This is a genomic window from Neorhizobium sp. AL 9.2.2 (genome assembly GCF_013317225.1).
Classification (GTDB): domain Bacteria; phylum Pseudomonadota; class Alphaproteobacteria; order Rhizobiales; family Rhizobiaceae; genus Neorhizobium; species Neorhizobium soli.
Map to the genome: position 1 here is coordinate 575,143 of NZ_JAALXU010000003.1, position 21,936 is coordinate 597,078.

Below are 21,936 nucleotides of genomic sequence, written 5' to 3' on the forward strand. Positions count from 1 at the left end.
GGACGAGTTCCTTCAAGTCCAATCGTCAGAAGCCGCTGAGCTTTGTGCTCAGGATAGGCTTTGTTCGTAGTCCGCGTAGCCGAACTCGCGGACCGTCCTGAGGCTGCCATCCAGTTCACGGATGGCGATTGCCGGCATTTGCACGCCGTTAAACCAGTTTTTCTTGACCATCGTGTAGCCGGCGGCATCCTGGAAGGAAATGCGGTCGCCAACTTTCAGTTCATTCGGAAAATCGAACTCGCCGAAAATATCCCCGGCAAGACAGGACTTGCCGCAGACCATGGCACGATAAGGCCCCTGGTTTGGATGAACCTTTGCGTTTTCACGGTAGATCAGAAGATCCAGCAGGTGCGCTTCGATGGAGCTATCCACCACGACAAGGTTCTTGCCGTTGTAAAGGGTATCGAGGACGGTGGTTTCCAGCGTCGTCGAGCGGGTGATCGAGGCTTCGCCCGGTTCGAGATAGACCTGGACGCCGTATTCGCCCGAAAAGCGCTTGAGGCGCTCGGCAAACAGGTCGACCGGGTAGTCGTCGCCGGTGAAATGGATGCCGCCGCCGAGGCTTACCCATTCGGCCTTTTTCAGCAGGGGGCCGAACTTCTGCTCGATTTCGCCCAGCATGCGATCAAACAGCGAGAAGTCGCCGTTTTCGCAGTTGTTGTGGATCATGAAGCCGGAGATCAGGTCCATGACCGGCTCGACCTGTTTCTGGTCCCATTCGCCCAGCCGCGAGAAAGGGCGGGCGGGATCGGCGAGATCGAAGGTGGACGAGGAGACGCCGGGGTTGAGGCGCAGGCCGCGGGTAATGCCCGACGACTGGCTCTCGAAACGCTGCAACTGGCCGATCGAGTTGAAGATGATCTTGTCGGCATGCGAAACGACCTCGTCGATCTCGTAATCCGCATAGGCCACTGAATAGGCGTGGGTTTCCTTGCCGAAGCGCTCGTGGCCAAGGCGGACTTCGTTGAGCGACGAGGACGTGGTGCCGTCCATATAGTCGCGCATGAAATCGAATACCGACCATGTGGCAAAGCATTTCAGCGCCAGCAATGCCTTGGCGCCCGACGTCTCGCGGACAGCAGCGATCCTCTCCATGTTGCGGAGAAGTTTCGACTTGTCGATGAGGTAGTAGGGTGTCTGGAGCATATCGTGCGGTCGGCCTCGTGACGGTCCTGGGAAAGCGTATGGCGCCTATTGCCTCAGGCGGCTGTCATCTTCAAGACCCGAGGGGCAAGAATGTCGAAAGGGTCGCGGTTTGGCGGCCCTTTTGACAGAGACAGAGACGGTCCCGTTTGCCTCGCGTCAGGCTGCAGGCGGCATCTTCGCAAAGCGCGCGAGGGCCGGGTCGAGGTGGTCCCATGGCTGGGCCGCGTCGGTCCACGTGATGATCTGCGGCCGATATTGGTCCGGTGCGTCGAGGCTTGCTGCGCGGATGACAAACATGTCCGGCATGGCCGGAAAGGTCATGGAGACGGGCGCGCCGCAGGTTGGGCAAAAGGCGCGTCTTTTCACGGTGCCGCCATCGCCTGTTGCTTCCCAGTGACTCGGCTGGCCCTCGATCGTCACCGTCGCTCCGACGAAGACGAGATTGGACGTGTGGCCGGTGCCGCTTTCGCGCTGGCACTGACGGCACTGACAATCGACCATGGCGACGGGTTCGCCGGTGACGGTGTAACGGACGGCGCCGCAGGTGCAGCCGCCGGTAAAGGGTTCATGCATGGACGCTGCTCCATTTCTGGTTGCCGGTGCCTGAGGCTCGCGCCGGGGCGGGGTGTGGTCGCTAGAGGATCTCAGGCGGGAACGATGGCTTCGTATTCCTCGCGCAGGCGAAGCCATGCGGGCCAGAAGGCGGCAGGATTTTTGCCCGCTGCCTTGACCTCGAGGATGTCGAGGTGGGCATGCCAGCCGGCGCCGACCATGACCATGTTTCGACGGTCGGAAATGCGGCGGTGGGTGAGGGTCAGAAGAACATCCTTGCCGACGGCCTGCAGTTCGATCGAGACCTCGCCTGAAGGTGGCCAGGAGAAAACCACCCGGTGGGGTGCTTCGAAGGCGATCATCTCGCTCTGCATGCGCTGTTCTTCGGGAAAGCCTTCCGGGCGGCCGGCGGAATCATCGCTGAGTTCGTCATTGCGCCAGACGAGCTCGAACGTGCCGCCCGGCTGACTCGGCATCGTGCCGGACGCGAGCCACTGGCGGCGCAGATCGCTGTCGGTGACATAGTCCCAGATGCGTTCGATCGGCCCTGGTAGCTTGCGCTGGATCGTCAGGGCGAGGGGTTCTGTCATGAAGGCGTGCCTGCTCAACGATGTCATGTCGGTCATTGATCGTCTCCCGGTTTGCTGTGCGGTTTTCCTTCGGCTTTGGTGGTGGCCTCGTTTTGCGGGCCGGTGGTCTTGATCGCATCGTCCTCGCGCAACAGCCGGTCGAGCGTGTCGAGGCCGGCGGTCCAGAAGCGTTCGTAGAAGACAAGCCAGTCGTGGGCGGCGGCGAGCGGGCCTGGCGATAGGCGGCAGAGATGCGTACGGCCCTGGATTTCCCGGCGGACCAGCCCGGCTGCCTCCAAGACCTTGATGTGTTTCGACGCGGCTGCCAGCGACATGTCGTAGGGGGCTGCCAGTTGTCCGACAGTCTGCCCGCCGCTTCCAAGAGCCGTCAGCATCTGCCGGCGCGTGGTGTCGCTCAGAGCCTGGAAAACCGCATCGATCTGATGTTCCGTTAATTCAACCATAAGGTTTAACTTAGAACCTCCGCCGCAATTGTCAACCATATTGTTGAATGTTCGGTTCTGGCTTTTATCAAGAGTTGCAAAAGCGAGAGGGAATCATAATCTGCAGGCGCTGCCCGATGTACCGGTCAGCCAAATGCAGACGTTCACCTCTCACCTGTCAGATCAATCGAGGGTAAGCCATGAGCAGCAGCTACATCACCACCAGCGACGGCACGCAGATCTACTTCAAGGACTGGGGCAGCAAGGACGCCCAGCCGATTGTCTTCCATCATGGATGGCCGCTTTCGTCCGACGATTGGGACGCCCAGATGCTGTTCTTCCTGGGTCAGGGTTATCGCGTGATCGCGCATGACCGTCGCGGGCACGGCCGCTCCAGCCAGACCGATACCGGCAACGAGATGGATACCTATGCGGCAGACGTGGCCGAACTGGCGGCGCATCTGGACCTCAAGGAAGCCATCCATGTCGGTCACTCGACGGGTGGCGGCGAGGTAACGCGCTATGTCGCGAAATTCGGCCAGCCCAAGGGCCGTGTCGCCAAGGCCGTGCTGATCGGTGCTGTACCGCCTGTCATGGTGCAGAGCGACAGCAATCCGGGCGGTTTGCCGCTGTCGGTGTTCGACGGATTTCGTACCGCACAGGCAGCCAACCGGGCGCAGTTCTTTCTCGATATCCCGACCGGACCGTTCTACGGCTACAACCGCGACGGTGCGAAGGTTTCCGAGGGCGTCATCCGCAACTGGTGGCGTCAGGGCATGATGGGCGGCACAAAGTCGCATTACGATTGCATCAAGGCGTTTTCCGAAACCGACTTCACGGAAGACCTCAAGGCGATCGACCTGCCGGTTCTCGTCATGCATGGCGACGACGACCAGATCGTGCCGATCGCCGATTCGGCGATGCTATCATCCAAGCTTTTGAAGAACGGTACGCTCAAGGTCTATGAAGGTCTGCCGCATGGCATGGCGACGACGCATGCCGACGTCATCAACGCGGATCTCCTGGCCTTCTTCAAGGCATAGTCAAAACAGAAATGGCTCGTCGCGAGACGAGCCATTTCCAGAGATTTCATCGGTTTCAAAAAATCTTACAAAGCAAATTTCAAAAAGAAAAAATGCTACCAGCCATGCCGGCAACGCTGTGTGGATGCGTTCTGACCCGCCGCGTCATGCAGCGGACAAGATTTCAGGCGGCTGCAGATTTCGTCTCAGCCGGGATGCAGTAGATGTTTTCAAGCGTCGACAGGACCTTGAGAACCGAGTCCGCGGAACTCGAATAATAGATCGTCTGCGCATCGCGGCGCGTCTTCACCAGTTTCTGCGCGCGCAGCTTGGACAAGTGCTGTGACAGTGCAGACTGGCTCAGGCCAACTTGAGTAGCCAGTGCCCCCACAGCTACTTCGCCCTTGACCAGGCAGCACAAAATCATCAGCCGCTTTGGATTTGCCATCGCAGACAGCAAATTCGCTGCTGCATTCGAGTGGTCTGAAAGTGGCATCGTTTCCATCATATCTCTATCCCCTCTTCCTGAGCATGCCGTGCTCCGGTAATGCCGTAGTCCCTGGAACTGACTAAACCAGCAGACATCAAAGTTGTATATCCCTAGATTTTGGGTAGTCGACTACACTGTTTTAGACATATTGAAAATATACTGGGACGCGTGCTCGGGGGACGATTGCAACGTCCTGAACTCATGTCTCAGCAATGTGTCTCCGGCGATCAGATCTAGCCCGGCGCTATCTGCACCGACGAACCGCCATTGACCAGCATTCTTTGCGCCGAGCCGTGCGGCAAGGCTGTTCGCTTCGTCCGTCAACTCTCTGATATCGCGCGAGAAATTACTCCATTCCTCGCCGCTTCCAGGGTTCGCGATGACAAAGTCGCTGCCATCCAAGGCATAGGCCCTGCCAAAGCCGCCGTTGAGCGAGGCCGACTGCGGAACAAGGCGAAAAAAGTAGAAATCCGGAAAGTCGATATAGAGTTTTGCTTTCGGATGACGGTCCAGAAACCGCTGGCGGATGCGCAGATGGACGGGACTATCTCTTTCCACTTTTTCCGCAATGCACTGAACGGTGATTCGCGGATGGGCGAGCGGATCGCCCTTGCCGGTCTCGCCGGCGAGGAGAGAACAGCGGGGATCGCCTGCCAATCCCTTCGTATGACCCGACAGCGCCGATACGAGAATCACCGGCACGCCATCAAGATCGGTTCCGGTCAGCACGCGGCTTGCGGAGGGAAAACCGCTTGCGGGATCAAGCACCGCAAGCGCCATGTGACGGGCGCCGCGCACCAGCATCCGCGCAAGGTGGCGTGCTTCCTCATCCGTGTCGCGCAACACGCTTTTATCGTTCGAAGGTTCCTGCGCAGAGGTCGGTGGAAGAGCCTGTCTCACCGTCATTGCGCCCTGCAGCTCGTCGGTCAAAATATTCACCAGTTCTAAATTTCAAATCTCTATAACAGCAGATCATTAACAAACGAGTGTCAGTCCGCCTTGATTTGCATCAAGTCCGGCGTCGATGGCGTGTCAGACCTGCAATCACGTCGTCAGCCGTAATCGCGCCGACGACGGCGCCGTTATCGACGACCGCGATCGATCCCCTCTGCCGGGCCAGCGCATCCATGATGTCGACCAGCGGCGTGGTGCTCTTCGCTGTTGCCGACACCGGCGGTGCCCCGGCATCGGCGGTTACCCCTTGCCGCATCACGTCGCCGGCGGTGAGCAGGCTGATCGGGTTCATGTGCTGGACGAAATCGGCGACATACTGGTTTGCGGGTGCCTGGACGATCTGCTGCGGGGTGCCGCACTGGACGATACGGCCGCCTTCCATGATGGCGATGCGGTTGCCGATGCGGAAAGCCTCGTCGAGGTCGTGGCTGACGAACAGGATGGTCTTTTTCAGGCGGCGCTGGAATTCCAGCAGCTCGTCCTGAAGGCGGGTGCGGATCAACGGATCGAGCGCCGAAAACGGTTCGTCCATCAGCAGGATCGGTGCGCCGGTGGCAAAGGCGCGGGCAAGGCCGACACGCTGCTGCATGCCGCCGGAGAGTTCACCCACCTTGCGATCCGCCCACTGGCTGAGGTTGACGAGTTCCAGCTGTTCGTCGACGCGCTTGCGCCGCTCCGGTTCGGCGACGCCGGCAAGCTCCAGCCCGAAGCCGACATTGTCGGCGACGGTACGCCACGGCAGCAGCGCGAACTGCTGGAAGACCATCGAAACCGTGTGCATCCGAAGATCGCGCAGGGTGCGGGTGCCGGCCTTGTAGGGATCGACCGGTCCGGACGGGGTGCCGACGCTGACCGCGCCGCGCACGACCGGCGCCAGACCATTGACGGCGCGCAGGAGCGTCGACTTGCCGGATCCGGACAGGCCCATCAGCACCAGGATTTCGCCTTCGCGCACCGACAGCGTGGCATCGGCGACACCGAGCACGATCCCGGTTTCTTCCGAGATCTGGTCGCGCGTCATGCCCTGGTCGAGCAGTTTGACAGCCCGTTCCGGGTTGTTGCCGAAGATGATATCGACATTCGAGAAGGTGACGGCGGCAGGCGCGGTCCGGTTCATCGCGTCGGTCATGACTTGCCTCCCGGTTCTGCCGTTCTGAACATGCGGTCGAGAATGATCGCCAGGATGACGATGCAGAAGCCGGCATCGAAGCCGCGGGCGATGTTGACGGTGTTGAGCGCCCGCACGACCGGTACGCCGAGACCGGGGGCACCGACAAGCGCTGCGATTACCACCATCGACAAAGACAGCATGATTGTCTGGGTAAGGCCTGCCATGATCTGCGGCATCGCGTAAGGAAGCTCGATCTTGCGCAAGACCTGCGACGGCGTCGCGCCGAAGGCGACGGCTGCTTCGGTCAGAGATCCGGGCGTCGAGATGATGCCGAGGCGGGTGAGGCGGACCGGGGCGGGGATGGCGAAGATGACGGTTGCGATAAGGCCCGGCACCATGCCGAGGCCGAACAGAATGAGCGCCGGGATGAGATAGACGAAGGTGGGAATGGTCTGCATCAGGTCGAGGATCGGCCGCAGGATTTCGTAGAGCCAGGGGCGACGGGCAGCAGCGATGCCGATCGGAATGCCGACCGCCATGCAGACGGCGGTGGCTGCAAGCACTAGCGCCAGCGTCTCCGTCGTCTCCTTCCAGTAGCCCTGGTTATAGATCAGCAACAGACCGATTGCGGTGAAGGCTGATATCGAGACGGATCGTCTCAGCCCGAAGGCGAGCGCTGTGACGATGGCGATCAGCACGAAGGGGTTCGGCCCCTGCAGCACGTACAGGATCGCATCGATGACCGCCGACAGCACGGTGGCAAGCCAGTTGAAGAACCAGTCGGCATTGGTGGTCAGCCAGTCGACCGCATCTTTCGCCCAGTTTCCAAGGCGGATCTTGCCGGTGGAATCCACAAGCCAGTTCGGGAGCGAGTTGGTTAGCCAGTTCACGTCGCGTGCCTGCCTCGTCTGGAAGGAAATACAAGGAGCGAAAGCGTTACCATCGAGGGCGCCCCCAAGGGTCTACCAACGTCAGCGGATCCTCGGGACGGGCCCGAGGATCACACCGCCGGCATTCGCCGGTTTGCGACGCGTCTTACAGGCCGAGTTCGGCCTTGACCGCTGCCTCGGCGGGCTTGCCGTCCTTGGTGGTGACGCCGGCAAGCCACGGGGTGATCGCAGCGCCATTGGCCTTCAGCCACGTGGTCGCGGATGCTTCCGGCTCTTCACCGTCGTTGAGGATGCCGCCCATGATCTGGTTTTCCATCGGCAGCGAGAACTTCAGGTTCTTGATGAAGGTGCCGACATTGGGGCATTCCTGCGTGTAGCCGGCGCGGACGTTGGTATAGACTTCGGCGCCGCCGAAATTCGCGCCGAACACGTCATCACCGCCGGTGAGGTAGGTCAGCTTGAAGTTGGCGTTCATCGGATGCGGTTCCCAGCCGAGGAAGACGACGGGTTCGCCGGCCTTGTCGGCGCGGGCGACCTGGGCCAGCATGCCCTGTTCAGAAGATTCCACCACTTCCAGCTTCTTGAGGCCGAATGTGTCCTTCTCGATCATGCCGAGGATCAGGCGGTTGCCGTCATTGCCGGGTTCGATGCCATAGATCTTGCCGCCCAAAGCATCGGCCTTGGCTGCGATATCCTTGAAGTCCTTGATTCCGAGTTCGGCGCCCTTGGAATTGGTTGCCAGCGTGTACTTGGCGCCGACGAGGTTGGGGCCGATGGATTCGACCGACTTGTCGGTGAGGAAGGGCCGGACGTCGGCTTCCTGGGTCGGCATCCAGTTGCCGAGAAAGACGTCAATATCCTTGTTTTTCAGCGACGAATAGGTGACCGGCACCGAAAGCACCTTCACATCCGTCTCATAGCCGAGCGCCTTCAAAAGGACGGAGGCGGTGGCGGTCGTGGCGGTGATGTCGGTCCAGCCGACATCGGAGAAACGGACGGTGCCGCAGCTTGCCGGCTCGGCGGCCGAAGCAGCTCCGCTCAGCGCCATCATGGAGACGGCGGCGGCCAGAATGGTCTTGGTCGAAACGGTCATGGTCATTTTTATGCTCCCCATTAAAATCATGCCCAACCTTATCAATATCTCTCCGAAACAGGCAAGCTTGTGCATCACGGCGTCTGAAGCCACCATTTGCGACAAGGCGCCGATTGATGGGTCGTTCGCGTATTTTTTGTGGGTTTTGCGTGGCAGCGCTTTTCTTCGATGCCGATCGGCATCACAAAGCCGCATGGCCAAGCTTTACTTCCACTATGCAACGATGAATGCCGGCAAATCGACCATGCTGCTGCAGGCATCCTACAACTACCGCGAACGCGGCATGCGCACGGCAATCTTCATCGCCGACTTCGACCACCGGGGCGGCCAGGGGCGCGTTGCATCGCGGATCGGGTTGTCGTCCGAGGCAATCCCATTCAGCCCGGCGGACGATCTCTATGCCGAAATTTCAACCTTGCATGCGCAGGAGCCGCTGACCTGCGTCTTTATCGACGAGGCGCAGTTCCTGACCTCCGAGCAGGTGTGGCAGCTTGCCCGCATCACCGACCGCGTCGGCATTCCGGTCATGGCCTATGGTCTGCGGACCGATTTCCGCGGAAAGCTGTTTCCGGGGTCGCAGGAGTTGCTGGCGATTGCCGACGAACTGCGTGAAGTCCGCACGATCTGCCATTGCGGGCGCAAGGCAACGATGGTCGTGCGTGTGGATGCCGATGGCGAGGCGCTTCGCGAAGGCGCACAGGTTGAAGTGGGCGGTAACGACCGCTACGTCTCGCTTTGCCGGCGGCACTGGGAAGAAAAGATGCGTTGCTGGTGAGCGGCGACGCGAAGAATGTCACTGTTCCCGTTTGCGTTGAAACGCCGTAGCGATTTTTCCAGCCTGTGATACCTTGAAATTCTCCCGGACGGTGGCATGGCCCCGGGAGTGCTTTGGGGAGGGCAGGGCATGGGAGATTACCGGCGATTTCACGAGGAAATATCCCGGATCGCGACGGCGTTTCAGGCAATGTGGGACGAGCTCGCCACATCCGAAGCGATGCTTTCGCGAGGGGTGAAGGACAGACACGTTCCAGATGTCGCAGACCTCGAAGCCGAGGCCGAGCGGCAGGCACGGGTGGCGATGATGGGCGACGGCCTGCAGGCGGATCTCGCCAAAGCGGTCGGCGCGTTCGGCGATGCGGTGACGAGGCTGCGGCAGACCTTCGACGATCCTGTCGAGCCCACCAGTTTGAAGCGCATACTCGGCTGGACCACGAAATGGTCCGGTCAACGTTCGGGGCAAAACAGGACGGGCATCGAGCCCGTGAAGCAGCTCCTCGATGTTGGAAATGCTTTCTACACGCTGCTCGACAAGGAACGTGTCGCGCTGATGATGGGACGCTACCGGTTCGAGAGGGGGCTTCTCGACCTTGCCGACCACCGCAGGGAGCTGGTGCGCGGGTTGATGGGCGAGGATCTGTCCAAACCCGACGCGGTGGGCCGGACGGAAGGCCTTTTCCGGCTGATGAACGGTATAACCGACCGGATGAATGCCAGCGTGATGACGCTCAATATCTTGCGCCACAAGGTGCTTTTCGACACCGGCGACCTGCTGGCAGTTCATCAGGCGCTCTGGCAGCGCGATCCACCGCTGCAGGGTCTTCTCCCCTACAGTGTTCCGGTAGCAGGGGTATTTGCCGAAAGTGCCTGGCGGGCCTCCGGTGCCGGGCAAGCAAAGCGGGCGGCGCAACAGGCCTTTGCCGACCGGTTCCTGCCGAAGGCGGAGACCGATCCGGTGTCCGTGACCGATGGGAGCGAGCCTGGAGAGGTGACGGCTGTGACGAGCGCCAGTGACGGGCGTTGGAGGATGCCGCACTGGCCGTTTGGCGGCTATCTGCGATCGTAAACCCGTGCTCCGCTGCCGATTTTTGTGCAGCGCGGTTGTTTGCCTGCTTGCGGAACCATATCTGTTGGAACAACCGGGCGGACCTATCGGCCCCACAGACAGGAGAACAGGATGCTCGATCGGCTCAAGGCCTCACTTCAGACCCTGGGCAAGGCGATCGCAAGGGGCATCGGACTGCTCGTCGCCGGGATCGTCTGGCCGTTTCGCGCCGCTCACGGCTGGTATGGCGAGCGGCACCTGATGGTGAAGGCGCCGATCCTGGCATTCCTCGTTATCCTGTTTGGTCTTTACGGCTATTTCTTCGTGCAGACCCAGATCTGGACCGGGTTCAACCCGAGCTTTGTCGATGCCTATCGCTGGAATGAGCGCACCGTGCCGGCCGGCCAGGATCTTCCTGCGACGGCGCCCGTGGCGGCTGCTGCTGCCGAAACATCGAACGGGACGGCCGCGTCTTCTCCGGTGCCCGCCGCGCCTGTTGTGGCTGCCCGCCAGTGCCAGTCGTCGGCGATCGTCGATGCGGCGGCGGATCTGACCGACGCCAACGTGAACCAGAATGCGTGGATCTCGTCCATGCTGCTCTACCGGCTCGGCTTCTTCGGCATCAGCTGGGACAACACGCCATTTCTCGACAACAAGGCTTCGTTCCAACGCGGCGTGAACCAGGCCGTGCGGCGCACGTCCAGCGAACTTGTCGATACGCTCGGCCGCGTGCGTGGCACGTCGGGTGTCAACACCAACCTACAGGATGCCCGCGGCAACCTGCAGTTTGATGAGTATTCCTGGTATTTCGGTGTCGATCCGTTTGGTTTCAAGACGCCGACGCCGAGCTACTATCGCACCGCGATCGAAAAGCTGCGCGCCTTCAACGCAGATCTCACCGCCTGCAACGCGACCTTCGACAGCCGCTCCGACAATCTCGTGCAGTTCGTCGACCGGATCGCCAATGATCTTGGTGCGACGGCTGCGATCCTGCGCGACCGGTCGGAAAACCATGCGGCGGGCTGGTTCGATACCCGTGCCGACGACCGTTTCTGGTTCGCCTATGGCCAGCTCTACGGCTATTACGCCGTGCTTTCCGCAGCTGGTGCCGACTTCTCGCAGGTCATTCGCGAGCGCAACCTGACGCAGCTTTGGAACGAGACGCTGTCGCGTTTCCGCGCAGCACTTCGCATCCAGCCGTCGATCGTGTCCAATGGGGCGGAAGATGGGATGATCATGCCGAGCCATCTGTCGGTGATGGGCTTCCATACGCTGATGGTGCGCTCCAACCTCGTTGAAGTGCGCGGCGTACTGGATCGGTAAGACGGTGCGGCTGCGGCAGCGCTAGCTGATCAGCCGCAGTCTCAGCGCTTTTGCCACAAGCTGGGTGCGGTTGACGCAATCGAGCTTCTTGATGGCATTGGTCATGTAGGCGTTGACCGTGTGATCGGAGAGGGACAGGATCTTGCCGATTTCGGACGAGGTCTTGCCCTGTGCCGTCCAGCGTACGACTTCAAGTTCCCGCGTGGTCAGCGGCCCGAAGGTCGATGCCTGCTCCGATCGGCGGATGCGATCGAACACCGCGAAGGCGTGCAAAATCACCATGCCGATTTCGTTCAGTTCCGCCTGGGTCAGGCGCGGACGATCTCCCGACATGCGGATGCGGAAGCCGGTACCATCGACCGAATGAAGCGCCATCGCCACGCTGGTGATCATGCCGTACTGACGGCGCAGGGCGATCAGGTCCGGCGGGAGCTGGCCAGGCGAGTTGCGATCATCGAGACAGCAACAGTCCGGGAGCGACCAGCCGCTCGTGGCATCCGCCATCCGGGTGCGTGGCAGCAGCCGCAGTCGATCGAATTCGCGGATATAGTCCTTGGGAAGATTGGTCTCGACGATGATGCGGGACAGAAGCGTCTCGCTTGCAGGCGGAAGCTTGACCAGAGCGAAATGGCGCAAGCCAAATTCGCGTGTGGCCCGTTCAAAGACCGTCGAAATCTCCGCACGGGAGTAGGCTGCAGAAATTTCGCCGTTGAGGATCGATTGCCGCTCCAGCGTGATCATATTAGCTTCGAAAAAAGTGAATGGTTATTATGTTAAGCGCAACAAATATACTAATCGCTTTGTAAATCCAGCGGAAAAGTGAGCAAAAGCCCCCGTGTGGAGTAATTTTCCGAGATACTGTTATATTTGTCTCATGTATCGCCGAGATGGGCTCATTCGCAAGCCCTTTTGCGGTTCGTCAATCACCGGTCCGGCCTGATCCGGGGTAATTTAGACCCTGAGTCGGTCAAAGCTTGGTTTCGTGTTTGTGGGCCTTTGTCGTCGCCATGATCTTCTCCAGCCAGCCGAGCATGACGGCCGAGACCACAAAGGTGAGGTGGATGATCGTGTACCACATCAGCGTGGTATCCGAGTACTGGTTGGCATTGAGGAAGATCTGCAGGAGATGGATCGACGAGATGGCAACGATGGAGGAGGCGACCTTGATCTTGAGGCTTCCGGCATCCAGTTTGCCGAGGAACGAAACGTCGGCTTCCGTTTCGTCGAAGCGGCTAACGAAGTTCTCGTAACCAGAGATCATCACCATCACGATCAGGCTCGCAACGAGTGCCGCATCAATGAGACCCAGCATGGCGAGGATCATTTCGGCTTCACTCAGCGTGAAGACTTCCTTGGCGACTTTCCAGAACTTGAACATGAAAGACAGCGCGTAGACGGCGAGTGCGGCAACCAGGCCCAGATAGAAGACGACGAGCAGCCAGCGACTGGAGAGGATGATCTTCTCGACAAGCAGTTCCAGCGATTTCATGGGGGCCGTTCTCCGTTGCAGGCGCTGGAGATTCCCATAAGCCGGGCCGAAAACCGGTGCAAGATGTCTATTCTGACGAAAACGCCGCACCCCTCGGGAACTGCCCCCGGAAAGCTGTGTTCAACTTTCCTGGCTCCGTTCGATGGGGAATGCGGCGTCTGGGATCAAAGGGGCGATCGTCGGGGAGGGATCAGAACTTCTTGGTCACTGACAGTTTGAAGCTGCGGCCGGGCTCGCTGTAGAAGTCTTGCGCCGAAGCCGAAACGCCGTCCGGGACGCTGACCGCGTCAAAGTACTTCTTGTCGAACACGTTGAAGACGCCGGCCTGAACCTTGAGGCCCGAGAGATCGACGGTACCAACCTTTTCGGGTGCCCACCACACGGTCGTATCGACGAGACCGTAACCGGGTGCTTCGAAGCCGGTGCCGCTGACCTTGTTGCGGGAGGACGCAAGCGTCAGCGAGACGTCCGAGCCCCAGGTCTCGGATGAATAGCCAAGGCCGATGATGGCGCGCAGCGGCGCGACCGAGTTCAGGTAGTCGCCGGTATCGGTATCCTTGCCGTGCGAATAGGCAAACGAGCCCCAAGTGCGCCAGCTTGGATCGAAGCGCCATTCGCCGCCCACCTCGATGCCGTAGATGCGGACGTGGTTGAGGTTTTCGTAGCCGGTGATGCCGCCGACCGGGTACTCACCGCCTGGAGGCGCGATGGTGACCGTGTCGATGAAGTTCTTGTAGTAGTTGTTGAAGGCGGTCGCCTTGAACGAATAGTCGGCCGCGTCGTATTTGGCGCCGATTTCAAAGCCGTTGCTGGTTTCGGTTTCGAGATCAGGATTGCCGATGCGGGCATAGGAGCCCGGAGCCCCGTAATTCTGGTAAAGCTCGGTCGCGGTCGGCGCGCGGAAGCCGCGGGCATACTGGGCAAACAGTTCCAGTTCCTGGGTCGCCTTCCAGCCGAAACGGAGTTTTGGCGAGATGCCGAAATCATTGTTGCTTTCGAGATAGGCCGGATCGTAGTTCGGGCTGTCCTCGAAGCTTGCGGTCGATTTCGGATCGTAATCGTACCAGTCGAAGCGCACACCGGGCGTCACCGTCAGGCGGTCCTCGAAGAACTTGATGTCGTCTTCGGCATACATGCCGAAGATCATCCCGTCGACGTCAGGCATATCGGACGAATTGGAATGGAGCATGCGGCAGGACTGGGGACCGAAGGGTTGCGGGATGGTCGTCCAGTCGACATCAGGGCAATTGTCGACGCCGGAGGAGTATTGATAGGTCTTCTGCCAGGAGAGCTCGCCGCCGAACCGGAATTCGTGGCTGACGCCGCCGATGGTCAGTTCCTTCGAGGCGCTGCCGGAGATGCCGTAGCTATCCTGTGTCAGCTGGTTGTCTCGGCTGTAGATACCGCTTGGGGAGCCGTAGAAGAAGGGGTCGCCGGGAATGATTGAGCCGCGTGGGTCGGTAAGGCGGAACCCGTCCGTCGTGTTGTTCAGTCGCTGCTTTTGCCAGTAGGTGATGATGCTCGCCTGATCGACGATGTCGCCGCCGCTGGGGGAGGTAAAGTCGTAGGATGCCGACAGCCGCTTGCGATCGACCTCTTCGCCGCTCTTCAGCGTGCCCTGCTGGTAGCTCGTGGTCGTGCCGCGCATGTTGTCGCTGTCGATCTCCTTGTTGAAGAGTTCGCCGGTCAGGCCGAAACGATGGCCGCCCTCGATATACTGGTGGAACTTGGCGAGCAGGTTGCGCTGCCAGTAATCGCTTGGATTGGCCTCCGTGCGGGTGGTGCCGTAACCACCTATTTCGCCCTCGTTATCGGTCTCGTTGCCGCGCTTGTAGCCGCCCTGGAGCATGAACCAGCTGTCATTGTGTCGTGCGGCGATGGCGGCATTGTTGCCGAGGCTGCGGTCGGCGCTGTCATAGGTGCTCTTGGTCAGAGCGCCGAAATTACGGCCGTCCTCGATCAGGTCTTCCGGATTGATCGTGTAGAGCTGGACCGCGCCGCCGAGGGCGCCGGATCCGACGCGGCTCGAATCGGCACCCTTGGTGATGTCGATCGTCGAAAGCGTGTCGAAATCGAAGGCGTTGTTGCCACCACGGGCGCTATCGCGCGGGTCGGTCAGCCAGGGCTGGCGGATCCCGTCGATCGTCGTCAGGACGCGCTCGTTTTGCAGACCGCGAATGTTGATGCTCTGGCTCTGCCGGTTGAAGGTGACGCCGGCATCGACGCGACGGGAGAAATCCTTGAAATCGGTGACCATCCGGTCCTGGATGACCTGACGATCTGTCGTTTCGGTCAGCGGCGAGTCGGACTTGCCGACGGAAGTCCCGTCGCGCAACACGATCGGCTTCAGGGCGGTCGTATCCTGGCCATCGGCAACCTGGGTCGCGGCGGTCGTTCCAGCGGCGGTCGTTCCAGCGGCGGTCTGGGCAGTCTCTTGCGCCCATGCCGGCGGCGCGGCCGTGATCAGCAGAAGTGCGGCAGTTCCGGCGTAGAGATGGCGATGCCGCGACGAACGGGTAGGCATGGTGGTTCCCCTCAAAAAGACATGCAGAGACATCGGGCGCGGCGATAGCCTGCGTCCGGGTAACGTTCGGATTGTTTGATTTCCGCCGAAGCAGAAGCCCCGCAAAAAGCCTTAGAAATCTAAACTAAATGAGTCAAGTTTGAATCTGAGTGTAATACTCATGTTTTTGCGCGGCGTATGGTGAGAGCACGCCGTGACGAGTGTTAGTCGTCGTCACGGCGTGGTTGGTCAGTGGCTCGGTGGTGGGTTTGCGGAAGACGGGGAAGGGGCGACTGTCAGCCTGACGCTGCCGCGGTTGTTGCCGTAGGCGCCCCAGGCATCGTTGGCGAAGCAGTAAAGATAGCCGTCGCCCTTCGGTGTGAATTTCGCCTTGCTGCGGATGAGAAACACCTCGTGGGGCAGTTTGAGAATGCCGTTCTTGGGCGTCTGCTGCTGAGCGGGCGGCGGCACGTCGTTGGCGATCACGCCGATCAGGCTGAACCAGGGAAGCTCCTCCTCGCGACGGGTCCACCAGAAATCCACCTGCTGGTTTCCGGTCGACCATTTCCACGCCTTCTCGAGCTGGCCAAGGCCGCTCGAGGCAATATGGGCAATCTCACCGGCCTGGAAGTTTCCTCCATCTTTCGGGCCATCGGCGTTGCACAGGACCGTGCCATCGGTCCACTCGCCTTTCGCGACGAACGTGTAGGTGATGCCCTTCTGCAGAAAGATGCCGGTGTCGTTCCAGTGGTCGCGTGCGAAGACGTCGACCTCTGCGGGCAGGTCTGCGTTGGCGTGCCGGTAGCGCCCCTGCGACAAGGGCGGGGTGCGGTGCCGCTCGGAGGCGGAGCTGTGCAAATCTTCTGAAGGCGTTGCGGTCACGTGCGGTACGGCGCGCGGTCTCGTTTTCAGCTTGGCGAAGATGCCACTGGCGGAATCATGCAGCACGCCGCGCGGATCCGGCCTCAGCTGGTTTTCAGCCCCTTCGCGGAATACGAGGCCGCAGCTTTTTGCCTCGTTCATCATCCACAGGAGAGCGCCGTCCGAAAGGCCTGTTGCGGCATAGCCACCGCCGACATCACCATGCACGCCCGGGAACCAGACCTGTTTCAGCGTTCCGGTCCAGCCATCCGGCTTGACCCAGAGCGTCGGCATGAAACTTTGGCGGAACTCGTCGAGCGCCACCGCATGGCGGGCGTTGAGGACGGCGGAACCGAGTGTCGTATCGTGAAACTCATGGTTCTCCGGGTTGTCGAGAAGGTTGAGAAACCCCATGTCATCGGGAATGCCGAGCGCGCCAACCGTATCCCAGACGCCGATGAACTGGATGAGCGTTGAGGCATTGCGGGTGCCGCCTGGGGCGACGTTGTGGAAGTGGATCTTGCCGGACTGTTTGCGCTTGGTGCCGGCTTCGCTCTTGGCGCGGTACTCCGTGAAAATCGCCTCGATCGCCTTCCAGGTTCCCTCTTCGTCGAGCTTAGAGGCTTTGATATCCAGAAGGCCGCATTTGGAGATCATGCCGCCGAGGCTGCGGACCGTGTAGGCGCCACGGCTGAAGCCGAACAGATAGATTTGATCTCCGGATTTGTAGGTGCTGGCAAGCCATTTGTAAGCGCCCTTGATGTTGTCAGCGAGACCCTTGCCGGTACCGCCTTCCACCGCACGTCGCCACCAGGTTCCGTCTGTGCCGACACCGGGGTGATAGTAGGCATCCTGTTTGATGCCAGCGGCATCCTTGTCGGCGACTGCATTGTAAATCTTGCGAACATTGGTCGGGCTAGGCTGGCCGCCATCCATATCGTCGGGCGTGTTCCAGGTGCCGTCGCAGCAGAGAATAAGGTTCATTGGTCGTTCCCCCTCGATCCCCCATGGATCAGAGATATATAAGATTGTATCGAATTAAATTGCAACTTTGGTGTGTGGATGAGCGCGTTGTAGTGTGCATAATCAGGGCGCTGTTCCCGTTCCGGGCTTGTCGTGGGGAAGCGGCTGTGGCCATGGTTCACGCAAACCAACAAGCGAGAGACAAGCATGGCCCCCGTTCCATCCGACATCGAGATCGCCCGCGCGGCAAAAAAGAAACCGATCGCGGACATTGGCGCGGCGCTTGGCATCTCTCCCGAGGCGTTGGTGCCCTACGGCCATGACAAGGCGAAGATCGGGGCCGATTTCATCGGCTCGCTCCAGGGCCGCCCCGATGGCAAGCTGATCCTCGTGACGGCGATCAATCCGACGCCTGCCGGCGAGGGCAAGACGACGACCACGGTAGGCCTCGGCGACGGGCTGAACCGGATCGGCAAGAAGGCCGTGATCTGCGTGCGCGAGCCGTCGCTCGGCCCCTGTTTCGGCGTCAAGGGCGGGGCTGCCGGCGGCGGCTATGCGCAGGTCGTGCCGATGGAAGACATCAACCTGCATTTCACCGGTGACTTCCACGCCATTACCTCTGCGCACAATCTCCTGTCGGCGATGATCGACAACCATGTCTACTGGGGCAACGCGCTCGACATCGACACGCGCCGCATCACCTGGCGGCGGGTGATGGACATGAACGACCGGGCGCTGCGCCAGACCGTGACCTCGCTCGGCGGCGTGTCGAACGGGTTTGCCCGCGAAAGCGGCTTCGACATTACCGTCGCATCCGAAGTGATGGCGATCCTCTGTCTGGCGCAGGATCTGGCCGACCTCGAAAAGCGGCTCGGCGATATCGTCATCGGCTACCGGTTCGACCGCTCGCCGGTCTATGCCCGCGACATCAAGGCCGACAAGGCGATGGCGGTGCTTTTGAAAGACGCGATGCAGCCGAACCTGGTGCAGACGCTGGAAAACAATCCGGCGCTGGTGCATGGCGGGCCGTTCGCCAACATCGCCCATGGCTGCAATTCCGTGATCGCGACGAAGACGGCGCTGAAGCTTGGCGACTACGTGGTGACCGAAGCGGGGTTCGGAGCGGATCTGGGGGCCGAAAAGTTCTTCGACATCAAGTGCCGCAAGGCAGGGCTGAAGCCCGACGCAGCCGTGATCGTTGCGACCATCCGGGCGCTGAAGATGAATGGCGGCGTGAAGAAGGACGATCTCGGGACAGAGAATGTCGAGGCGCTGACGCGCGGCTGTTCGAACCTGGGACGCCACATCGCAAATGTGCGCAAGTTCGGCGTGCCGGTCGTGGTCGCGATCAATCACTTCATCTCGGATACCGATGCGGAAGTGGCGGCGATCAAGGACTACGTCTCGCATCACGGCGCCGAGGCGATCCTCTGCCGTCACTGGGCGGAAGGTTCCGCCGGCATCGAGGAACTGTCCTACAAGGTGGTGGAACTGGCGACAAGCGGTGCCGCCAACTTCAAGCCGATCTATCCTGACGACATGCCGCTGATGGAAAAGATCGAGGCGGTCGCCACCAAGATCTATCATGCCGGCGAGGTGACGGCGGAAAAGCCGGTGCGCGATCAGCTGAAGGCCTGGGAAAGTGCTGGTTACGGCCATCTGCCGGTCTGCATCGCCAAGACGCAGTATTCGTTCTCCACCGACCCCAACCTGCGCGGTGCTCCGGAAGGGCATGTGGTGCATGTGCGCGAAGTGCGGCTGTCGGCCGGCGCCGGCTTTATCGTGGCGATCACCGGCGAGATCATGACCATGCCGGGCCTTCCGAGCGCGCCTTCGGCCGAGCGGATCCATCTCAACGCGGATGGGCTGATTGAAGGGCTGTTCTAAGCATAGAGGCTGCCCAGCGGGTATTCTCCGGATCGTCCTTGCCTCTCGCCTTCGCGGGTGAGGGGCAACGTCATGCGTCTGTCACACCGAAATGGTCTGTTTGTCCTTACTCTTCAGGCACTGGCGGTGACCCGACGATTCGGGGCCGGCCATCGGGAACATCAGGATGGATCTTGTTCTTGCGACACTCGCCATGGCCCTTCTGGCGATCAATCTCTTCAGCATCGCTATCGCCGGGCGGCGGCTTTCGCATCGTGACAAGGCGAGCGACACGCCGGCGGCCATCAAGCCGGACGGGGTCTCGATCGTCATTCCGGTGCGCGGCATCGAGGCCTATTCCAGTCTGACGCTTACGCATGCATTCAAGCTTGAGTGGCCGGATTACGAGCTGATCTTTTGCGTACAGGACGAGGGTGATCCGATCATCGCGGAAATCCGCTCGGCGATGGCCGCGCATCCGGCCGTGCCGGCGCGGCTTCTGATCGGCGATGACCGGATCAGCGCCAATCCCAAGCTCAACAACTGCGCCAAGGGCTGGCATGCGGCGCGCCACGAATGGGTGGTGCTTGCCGATTCCAACGTGCTGATGCCGAAGGACTATATCCAGAACCTCGTTTCCGGATGGCGGGCCGATACCGGGCTTGTCTGTTCGACACCGATCGGATCGCGGCCGGACGGGTTCTGGGCGGAAGTGGAGTGCGCGTTCCTGAATACGCTGCAGGCGCGCTGGCAATATGTCGGCGAGGCGCTAGGGCTCGGCTTTGCGCAGGGCAAGAGCATGCTGTGGCACAAGCCGTTTCTGGATGCGGCCGGCGGCATCCAGGCGCTGGCGGCCGAGATTGCCGAGGACGCGGCGTCGACCAAGCTCGTCAACCGGCATGGCAAGAAAGTGCATCTGGTGTCGGCGCCGTTCGAGCAGCCGCTCGGGCGCCGGGGGCTGGAGGAAATCTGGTCGCGCCAGACGCGCTGGGCCCGGCTGCGGCGGGTGACATTTCCGCTGTTCTTCACCCCGGAGATCCTGCTCGGGGCGCTGCCGCCTCTGGCACTCGGGCTGATCGCAGCCGTCCTGCTGGATCTCAATTCGGCAGTGGTGGCCGCAACTGTGTTTGCCGCAACCTACCTGCCGGAACTCGCCCTTGCGCTCGCCAAGGGCTGGCGGCTGTCGATCCTGTCGCTGCCGGCGATGATGGTGCGCGACGTGATGCTGCCGGCGATCTGGATCAGAAGCTGGCTTTCCGGATCGTTCGAATGGCGCGGCAATGCGATGACGATCGGCACCCAGGAAAGCCGGCTGACCGGCTCCTCGCCGGCCTGACCCTACCCTCAACGACTACTCGCAGATGCGGTAACCGCCATCCCGCTCGATGATATCGAGGTGGAGGTGATCCTCGTGGGCGGCATCGCTTCCCGGTGCGAGGACCGTCGTGAAATGCAGGCAGGCGCCGGCGGTGGCGGTCATCTGGAAGGCACCTTCCAGCGTGTGATCGTCCTCACGCCGTTTCATCACGACCTTCTCGCCATTGTCTAGCTTGAAGGCGGCGACATCGAAGGCGTTGCCGCGTCCATGCTCGGAGATCTTGCCGGTCGAGGCGCTGTTTCTGAGGCGGCACTGGTAGGTGGAGCCCGGGACAAGACCGGTGATCTTGCGGCCTGGCATGGCGATGTTGAGCGCGGGCTGGACCGTATCCTTCAGCCAGTGGGCCATGGTCAGCGCCGTCTTGCAGCGCATAGTGGCGCCGCCGAGATCGACGCCGGGCAGAACCTGCGCCACCTCGATCGGCTGCTTGATGCCGCAGCCATTGCCGTCGTCGATCGGTTTGACGGATTCGAACTTGGCGCCGATGGCACCGAGGTCTGCAAGGCAGGCTTTCAGTTCTGCGGCGTCTTCCTCGACGAGAGGCGGAGGAGGCGGGGTCTCGGCCTGTTCCTGCTTTTCGTCCGCAGGCTTGTCGGCCGGAGTTTTGTCATCAGCGGCCTTGTCCTGCGGTGCCTTGTCGTCTGGCTTGGCGGCGTCCGGTTTGGCAGGTTCAGTCTTGCCGTCGTCGCTCGATGCGGCGGGCTTCTGTTCTGCGGGTTCTTCCGGCTTGGGAGTGGGGGTCGGGATGGTTTCTTCAGGAGCTTTACCGGTCTGTTCCGGGCTCTGGGTCTGTTCGGGGGCCGGGACAGGTGGCTCTGCGGGGCGCTCTGCAGGCTTCTCCGCAGGGGTTTCGGGCGGGTTCTCGGGCTTTGCTTCGACGGGCTTTGCGGCGACCTCAGGTGTAGCAGCGGCTGCGGCCGTTGCCGCCGTTGCCTCGGGCACGGGTTCACCACCCGGCTTCGCCATGGGAAGCGGAACGGTAGCGAGGGCGGGGGCGGCGGGGATCGCGGCTCGGCTCTGGTTCTGGGCACCCTGTGCGGGGCGGGTCGACTGGTTTTTGCCGGACGAGGATTTGCGCGTCGACTGTTTGCGGGTGCGTCCGGCATCGCGCATGAACTGGTCGATGATGTTGATTTCGACAACGTTCGGCGTCGAGCCTTGCGGTGCTGGGCGGGCGGGCAGAGGCGCTGCACCCAGTGTCAGCGGTGCGCTCATTGCCAGCGAAGTGCTTAAAGCGAGAAGGCATAGAGTATGCTTCATCCTTCGGTCGTCCTTTCCCATGTTTCGGAGACGCAACGCGGATGACCCTGTTTTGGTCGCATTGTGGCCAAATAAATCCACTTGCGCGTTTGCCGGAGCCGCGCTAACAATTCGCTCCATGATGATTTCGATGAGCAACAACGGTAACTGGTGGTGGGCACGCTGACGCGGCCTTGACCAGTCATGTCCATCGACAAGACT

General features: G+C 61.0%; 20 protein-coding genes. 6 read left to right on the forward strand and 14 right to left on the reverse strand.

All coding sequences use genetic code 11. From position 1 onward, the window contains the following. Positions 1 to 48: 48 nt before the first annotated feature. The 4 genes from G6K99_RS09535 to G6K99_RS09550 form a co-directional block, all read right to left on the reverse strand. Positions 49 to 1,146: a carboxynorspermidine decarboxylase gene (locus tag G6K99_RS09535; RefSeq protein ID WP_062455601.1), complete on the reverse strand. Its 1,098-nt coding sequence runs from the start codon at positions 1,144 to 1,146 to the stop codon at positions 49 to 51. 156 nt (positions 1,147 to 1,302) lie between these two features. Then, positions 1,303 to 1,719 (reverse strand): GFA family protein, encoded by a 417-nt coding sequence (locus G6K99_RS09540; RefSeq protein WP_062455604.1) that lies wholly within the window; start codon positions 1,717 to 1,719, stop codon positions 1,303 to 1,305. Positions 1,720 to 1,790: 71 nt separating this feature from the next. Next, on the reverse strand, positions 1,791 to 2,324 hold the full coding sequence (locus tag G6K99_RS09545) for an SRPBCC family protein (protein ID WP_062455606.1): 534 nt from the start codon (positions 2,322 to 2,324) through the stop codon (positions 1,791 to 1,793). Then, a complete protein-coding gene (locus G6K99_RS09550) occupies positions 2,321 to 2,731 on the reverse strand; it encodes a helix-turn-helix transcriptional regulator (protein WP_113167198.1) in 411 nt (136 codons plus the stop codon). Before G6K99_RS09550 ends, G6K99_RS09545 begins: the two co-directional genes overlap by 4 nt. A 179-nt stretch (positions 2,732 to 2,910) precedes the next feature. Here G6K99_RS09550 and G6K99_RS09555 point away from each other — a divergent pair, with 179 nt between their 5' ends. Beyond that, positions 2,911 to 3,753: an alpha/beta fold hydrolase gene (locus G6K99_RS09555; protein ID WP_174196393.1), complete on the forward strand. Its 843-nt coding sequence runs from the start codon at positions 2,911 to 2,913 to the stop codon at positions 3,751 to 3,753. A gap of 163 nt (positions 3,754 to 3,916) precedes the next feature. On the opposite strand, the gene G6K99_RS09560 is transcribed toward G6K99_RS09555, so the two are convergent. The 5 genes from G6K99_RS09560 to G6K99_RS09580 form a co-directional block, all read right to left on the reverse strand. Further along, positions 3,917 to 4,237, reverse strand: coding sequence for a helix-turn-helix transcriptional regulator (locus tag G6K99_RS09560; RefSeq protein WP_062457893.1), 321 nt, complete (start codon positions 4,235 to 4,237; stop codon positions 3,917 to 3,919). Between the two features lie 114 nt (positions 4,238 to 4,351). Further along, positions 4,352 to 5,128 carry a HugZ family protein gene (locus G6K99_RS09565; protein ID WP_174196806.1) on the reverse strand — a complete coding sequence of 259 codons (777 nt, stop codon included), beginning with the start codon at positions 5,126 to 5,128 and terminating at the stop codon, positions 4,352 to 4,354. Positions 5,129 to 5,231: 103 nt separating this feature from the next. Continuing rightward, a complete protein-coding gene (gene choV / locus G6K99_RS09570) occupies positions 5,232 to 6,305 on the reverse strand; it encodes a choline ABC transporter ATP-binding protein (protein ID WP_244631419.1) in 1,074 nt (357 codons plus the stop codon). Further along, positions 6,302 to 7,177: a choline ABC transporter permease subunit gene (gene choW, locus G6K99_RS09575; RefSeq protein WP_092660294.1), complete on the reverse strand. Its 876-nt coding sequence runs from the start codon at positions 7,175 to 7,177 to the stop codon at positions 6,302 to 6,304. The genes choV and choW overlap by 4 nt, the downstream gene beginning before the upstream one ends. Positions 7,178 to 7,322: 145 nt before the next feature. After that, complete coding sequence (locus tag G6K99_RS09580; protein ID WP_371816182.1) at positions 7,323 to 8,270, reverse strand: choline ABC transporter substrate-binding protein; 948 nt, start codon at positions 8,268 to 8,270, stop codon at positions 7,323 to 7,325. Between the two features lie 193 nt (positions 8,271 to 8,463). On the opposite strand from G6K99_RS09580, the gene G6K99_RS09585 reads away from it, so the two are divergent. The 3 genes from G6K99_RS09585 (at position 8,464) to G6K99_RS09595 (ending at position 11,415) form a co-directional block, all read left to right on the forward strand. Then, positions 8,464 to 9,045: a thymidine kinase gene (locus G6K99_RS09585; protein ID WP_062455623.1), complete on the forward strand. Its 582-nt coding sequence runs from the start codon at positions 8,464 to 8,466 to the stop codon at positions 9,043 to 9,045. 129 nt (positions 9,046 to 9,174) lie between these two features. Beyond that, positions 9,175 to 10,113, forward strand: a complete 939-nt coding sequence (locus G6K99_RS09590; RefSeq protein WP_174196395.1) for a hypothetical protein — start codon at positions 9,175 to 9,177, stop codon at positions 10,111 to 10,113. Between the two features lie 111 nt (positions 10,114 to 10,224). Further along, the gene (locus G6K99_RS09595; RefSeq protein WP_062455628.1) at positions 10,225 to 11,415 is read left to right on the forward strand and encodes a DUF2333 family protein; all 1,191 of its coding nucleotides are present in this window, start codon (positions 10,225 to 10,227) and stop codon (positions 11,413 to 11,415) included. A 21-nt stretch (positions 11,416 to 11,436) separates the two neighbouring features. Here the strand turns inward: G6K99_RS09595 and G6K99_RS09600 are convergent, their stop codons facing one another. From G6K99_RS09600 to G6K99_RS09615, 4 genes are all read right to left on the reverse strand, one after another. After that, positions 11,437 to 12,156, reverse strand: a complete 720-nt coding sequence (locus G6K99_RS09600; protein ID WP_062455631.1) for a LuxR C-terminal-related transcriptional regulator — start codon at positions 12,154 to 12,156, stop codon at positions 11,437 to 11,439. A gap of 226 nt (positions 12,157 to 12,382) precedes the next feature. Continuing rightward, positions 12,383 to 12,904 carry a TIGR00645 family protein gene (locus tag G6K99_RS09605; RefSeq protein WP_082472017.1) on the reverse strand — a complete coding sequence of 174 codons (522 nt, stop codon included), beginning with the start codon at positions 12,902 to 12,904 and terminating at the stop codon, positions 12,383 to 12,385. A 190-nt stretch (positions 12,905 to 13,094) separates the two neighbouring features. After that, a complete protein-coding gene (locus G6K99_RS09610; RefSeq protein WP_174196396.1) occupies positions 13,095 to 15,428 on the reverse strand; it encodes a TonB-dependent hemoglobin/transferrin/lactoferrin family receptor in 2,334 nt (777 codons plus the stop codon). Positions 15,429 to 15,656: 228 nt separating this feature from the next. Then, positions 15,657 to 17,252 carry a DUF2235 domain-containing protein gene (locus G6K99_RS09615; RefSeq protein ID WP_174196397.1) on the reverse strand — a complete coding sequence of 532 codons (1,596 nt, stop codon included), beginning with the start codon at positions 17,250 to 17,252 and terminating at the stop codon, positions 15,657 to 15,659. Positions 17,253 to 17,438: 186 nt separating this feature from the next. Here G6K99_RS09615 and G6K99_RS09620 point away from each other — a divergent pair, with 186 nt between their 5' ends. Beyond that, positions 17,439 to 19,118: a formate--tetrahydrofolate ligase gene (locus tag G6K99_RS09620; protein ID WP_113167205.1), complete on the forward strand. Its 1,680-nt coding sequence runs from the start codon at positions 17,439 to 17,441 to the stop codon at positions 19,116 to 19,118. Between the two features lie 166 nt (positions 19,119 to 19,284). Next, entirely contained in the window at positions 19,285 to 20,433 is a 1,149-nt protein-coding gene (locus G6K99_RS09625) for a ceramide glucosyltransferase (RefSeq protein WP_174196398.1), read from the forward strand. 15 nt (positions 20,434 to 20,448) lie between these two features. Here the strand turns inward: G6K99_RS09625 and G6K99_RS09630 are convergent, their stop codons facing one another. Continuing rightward, entirely contained in the window at positions 20,449 to 21,735 is a 1,287-nt protein-coding gene (locus tag G6K99_RS09630) for an extensin family protein (RefSeq protein WP_174196399.1), read from the reverse strand. Positions 21,736 to 21,936: the final 201 nt, after the last annotated feature.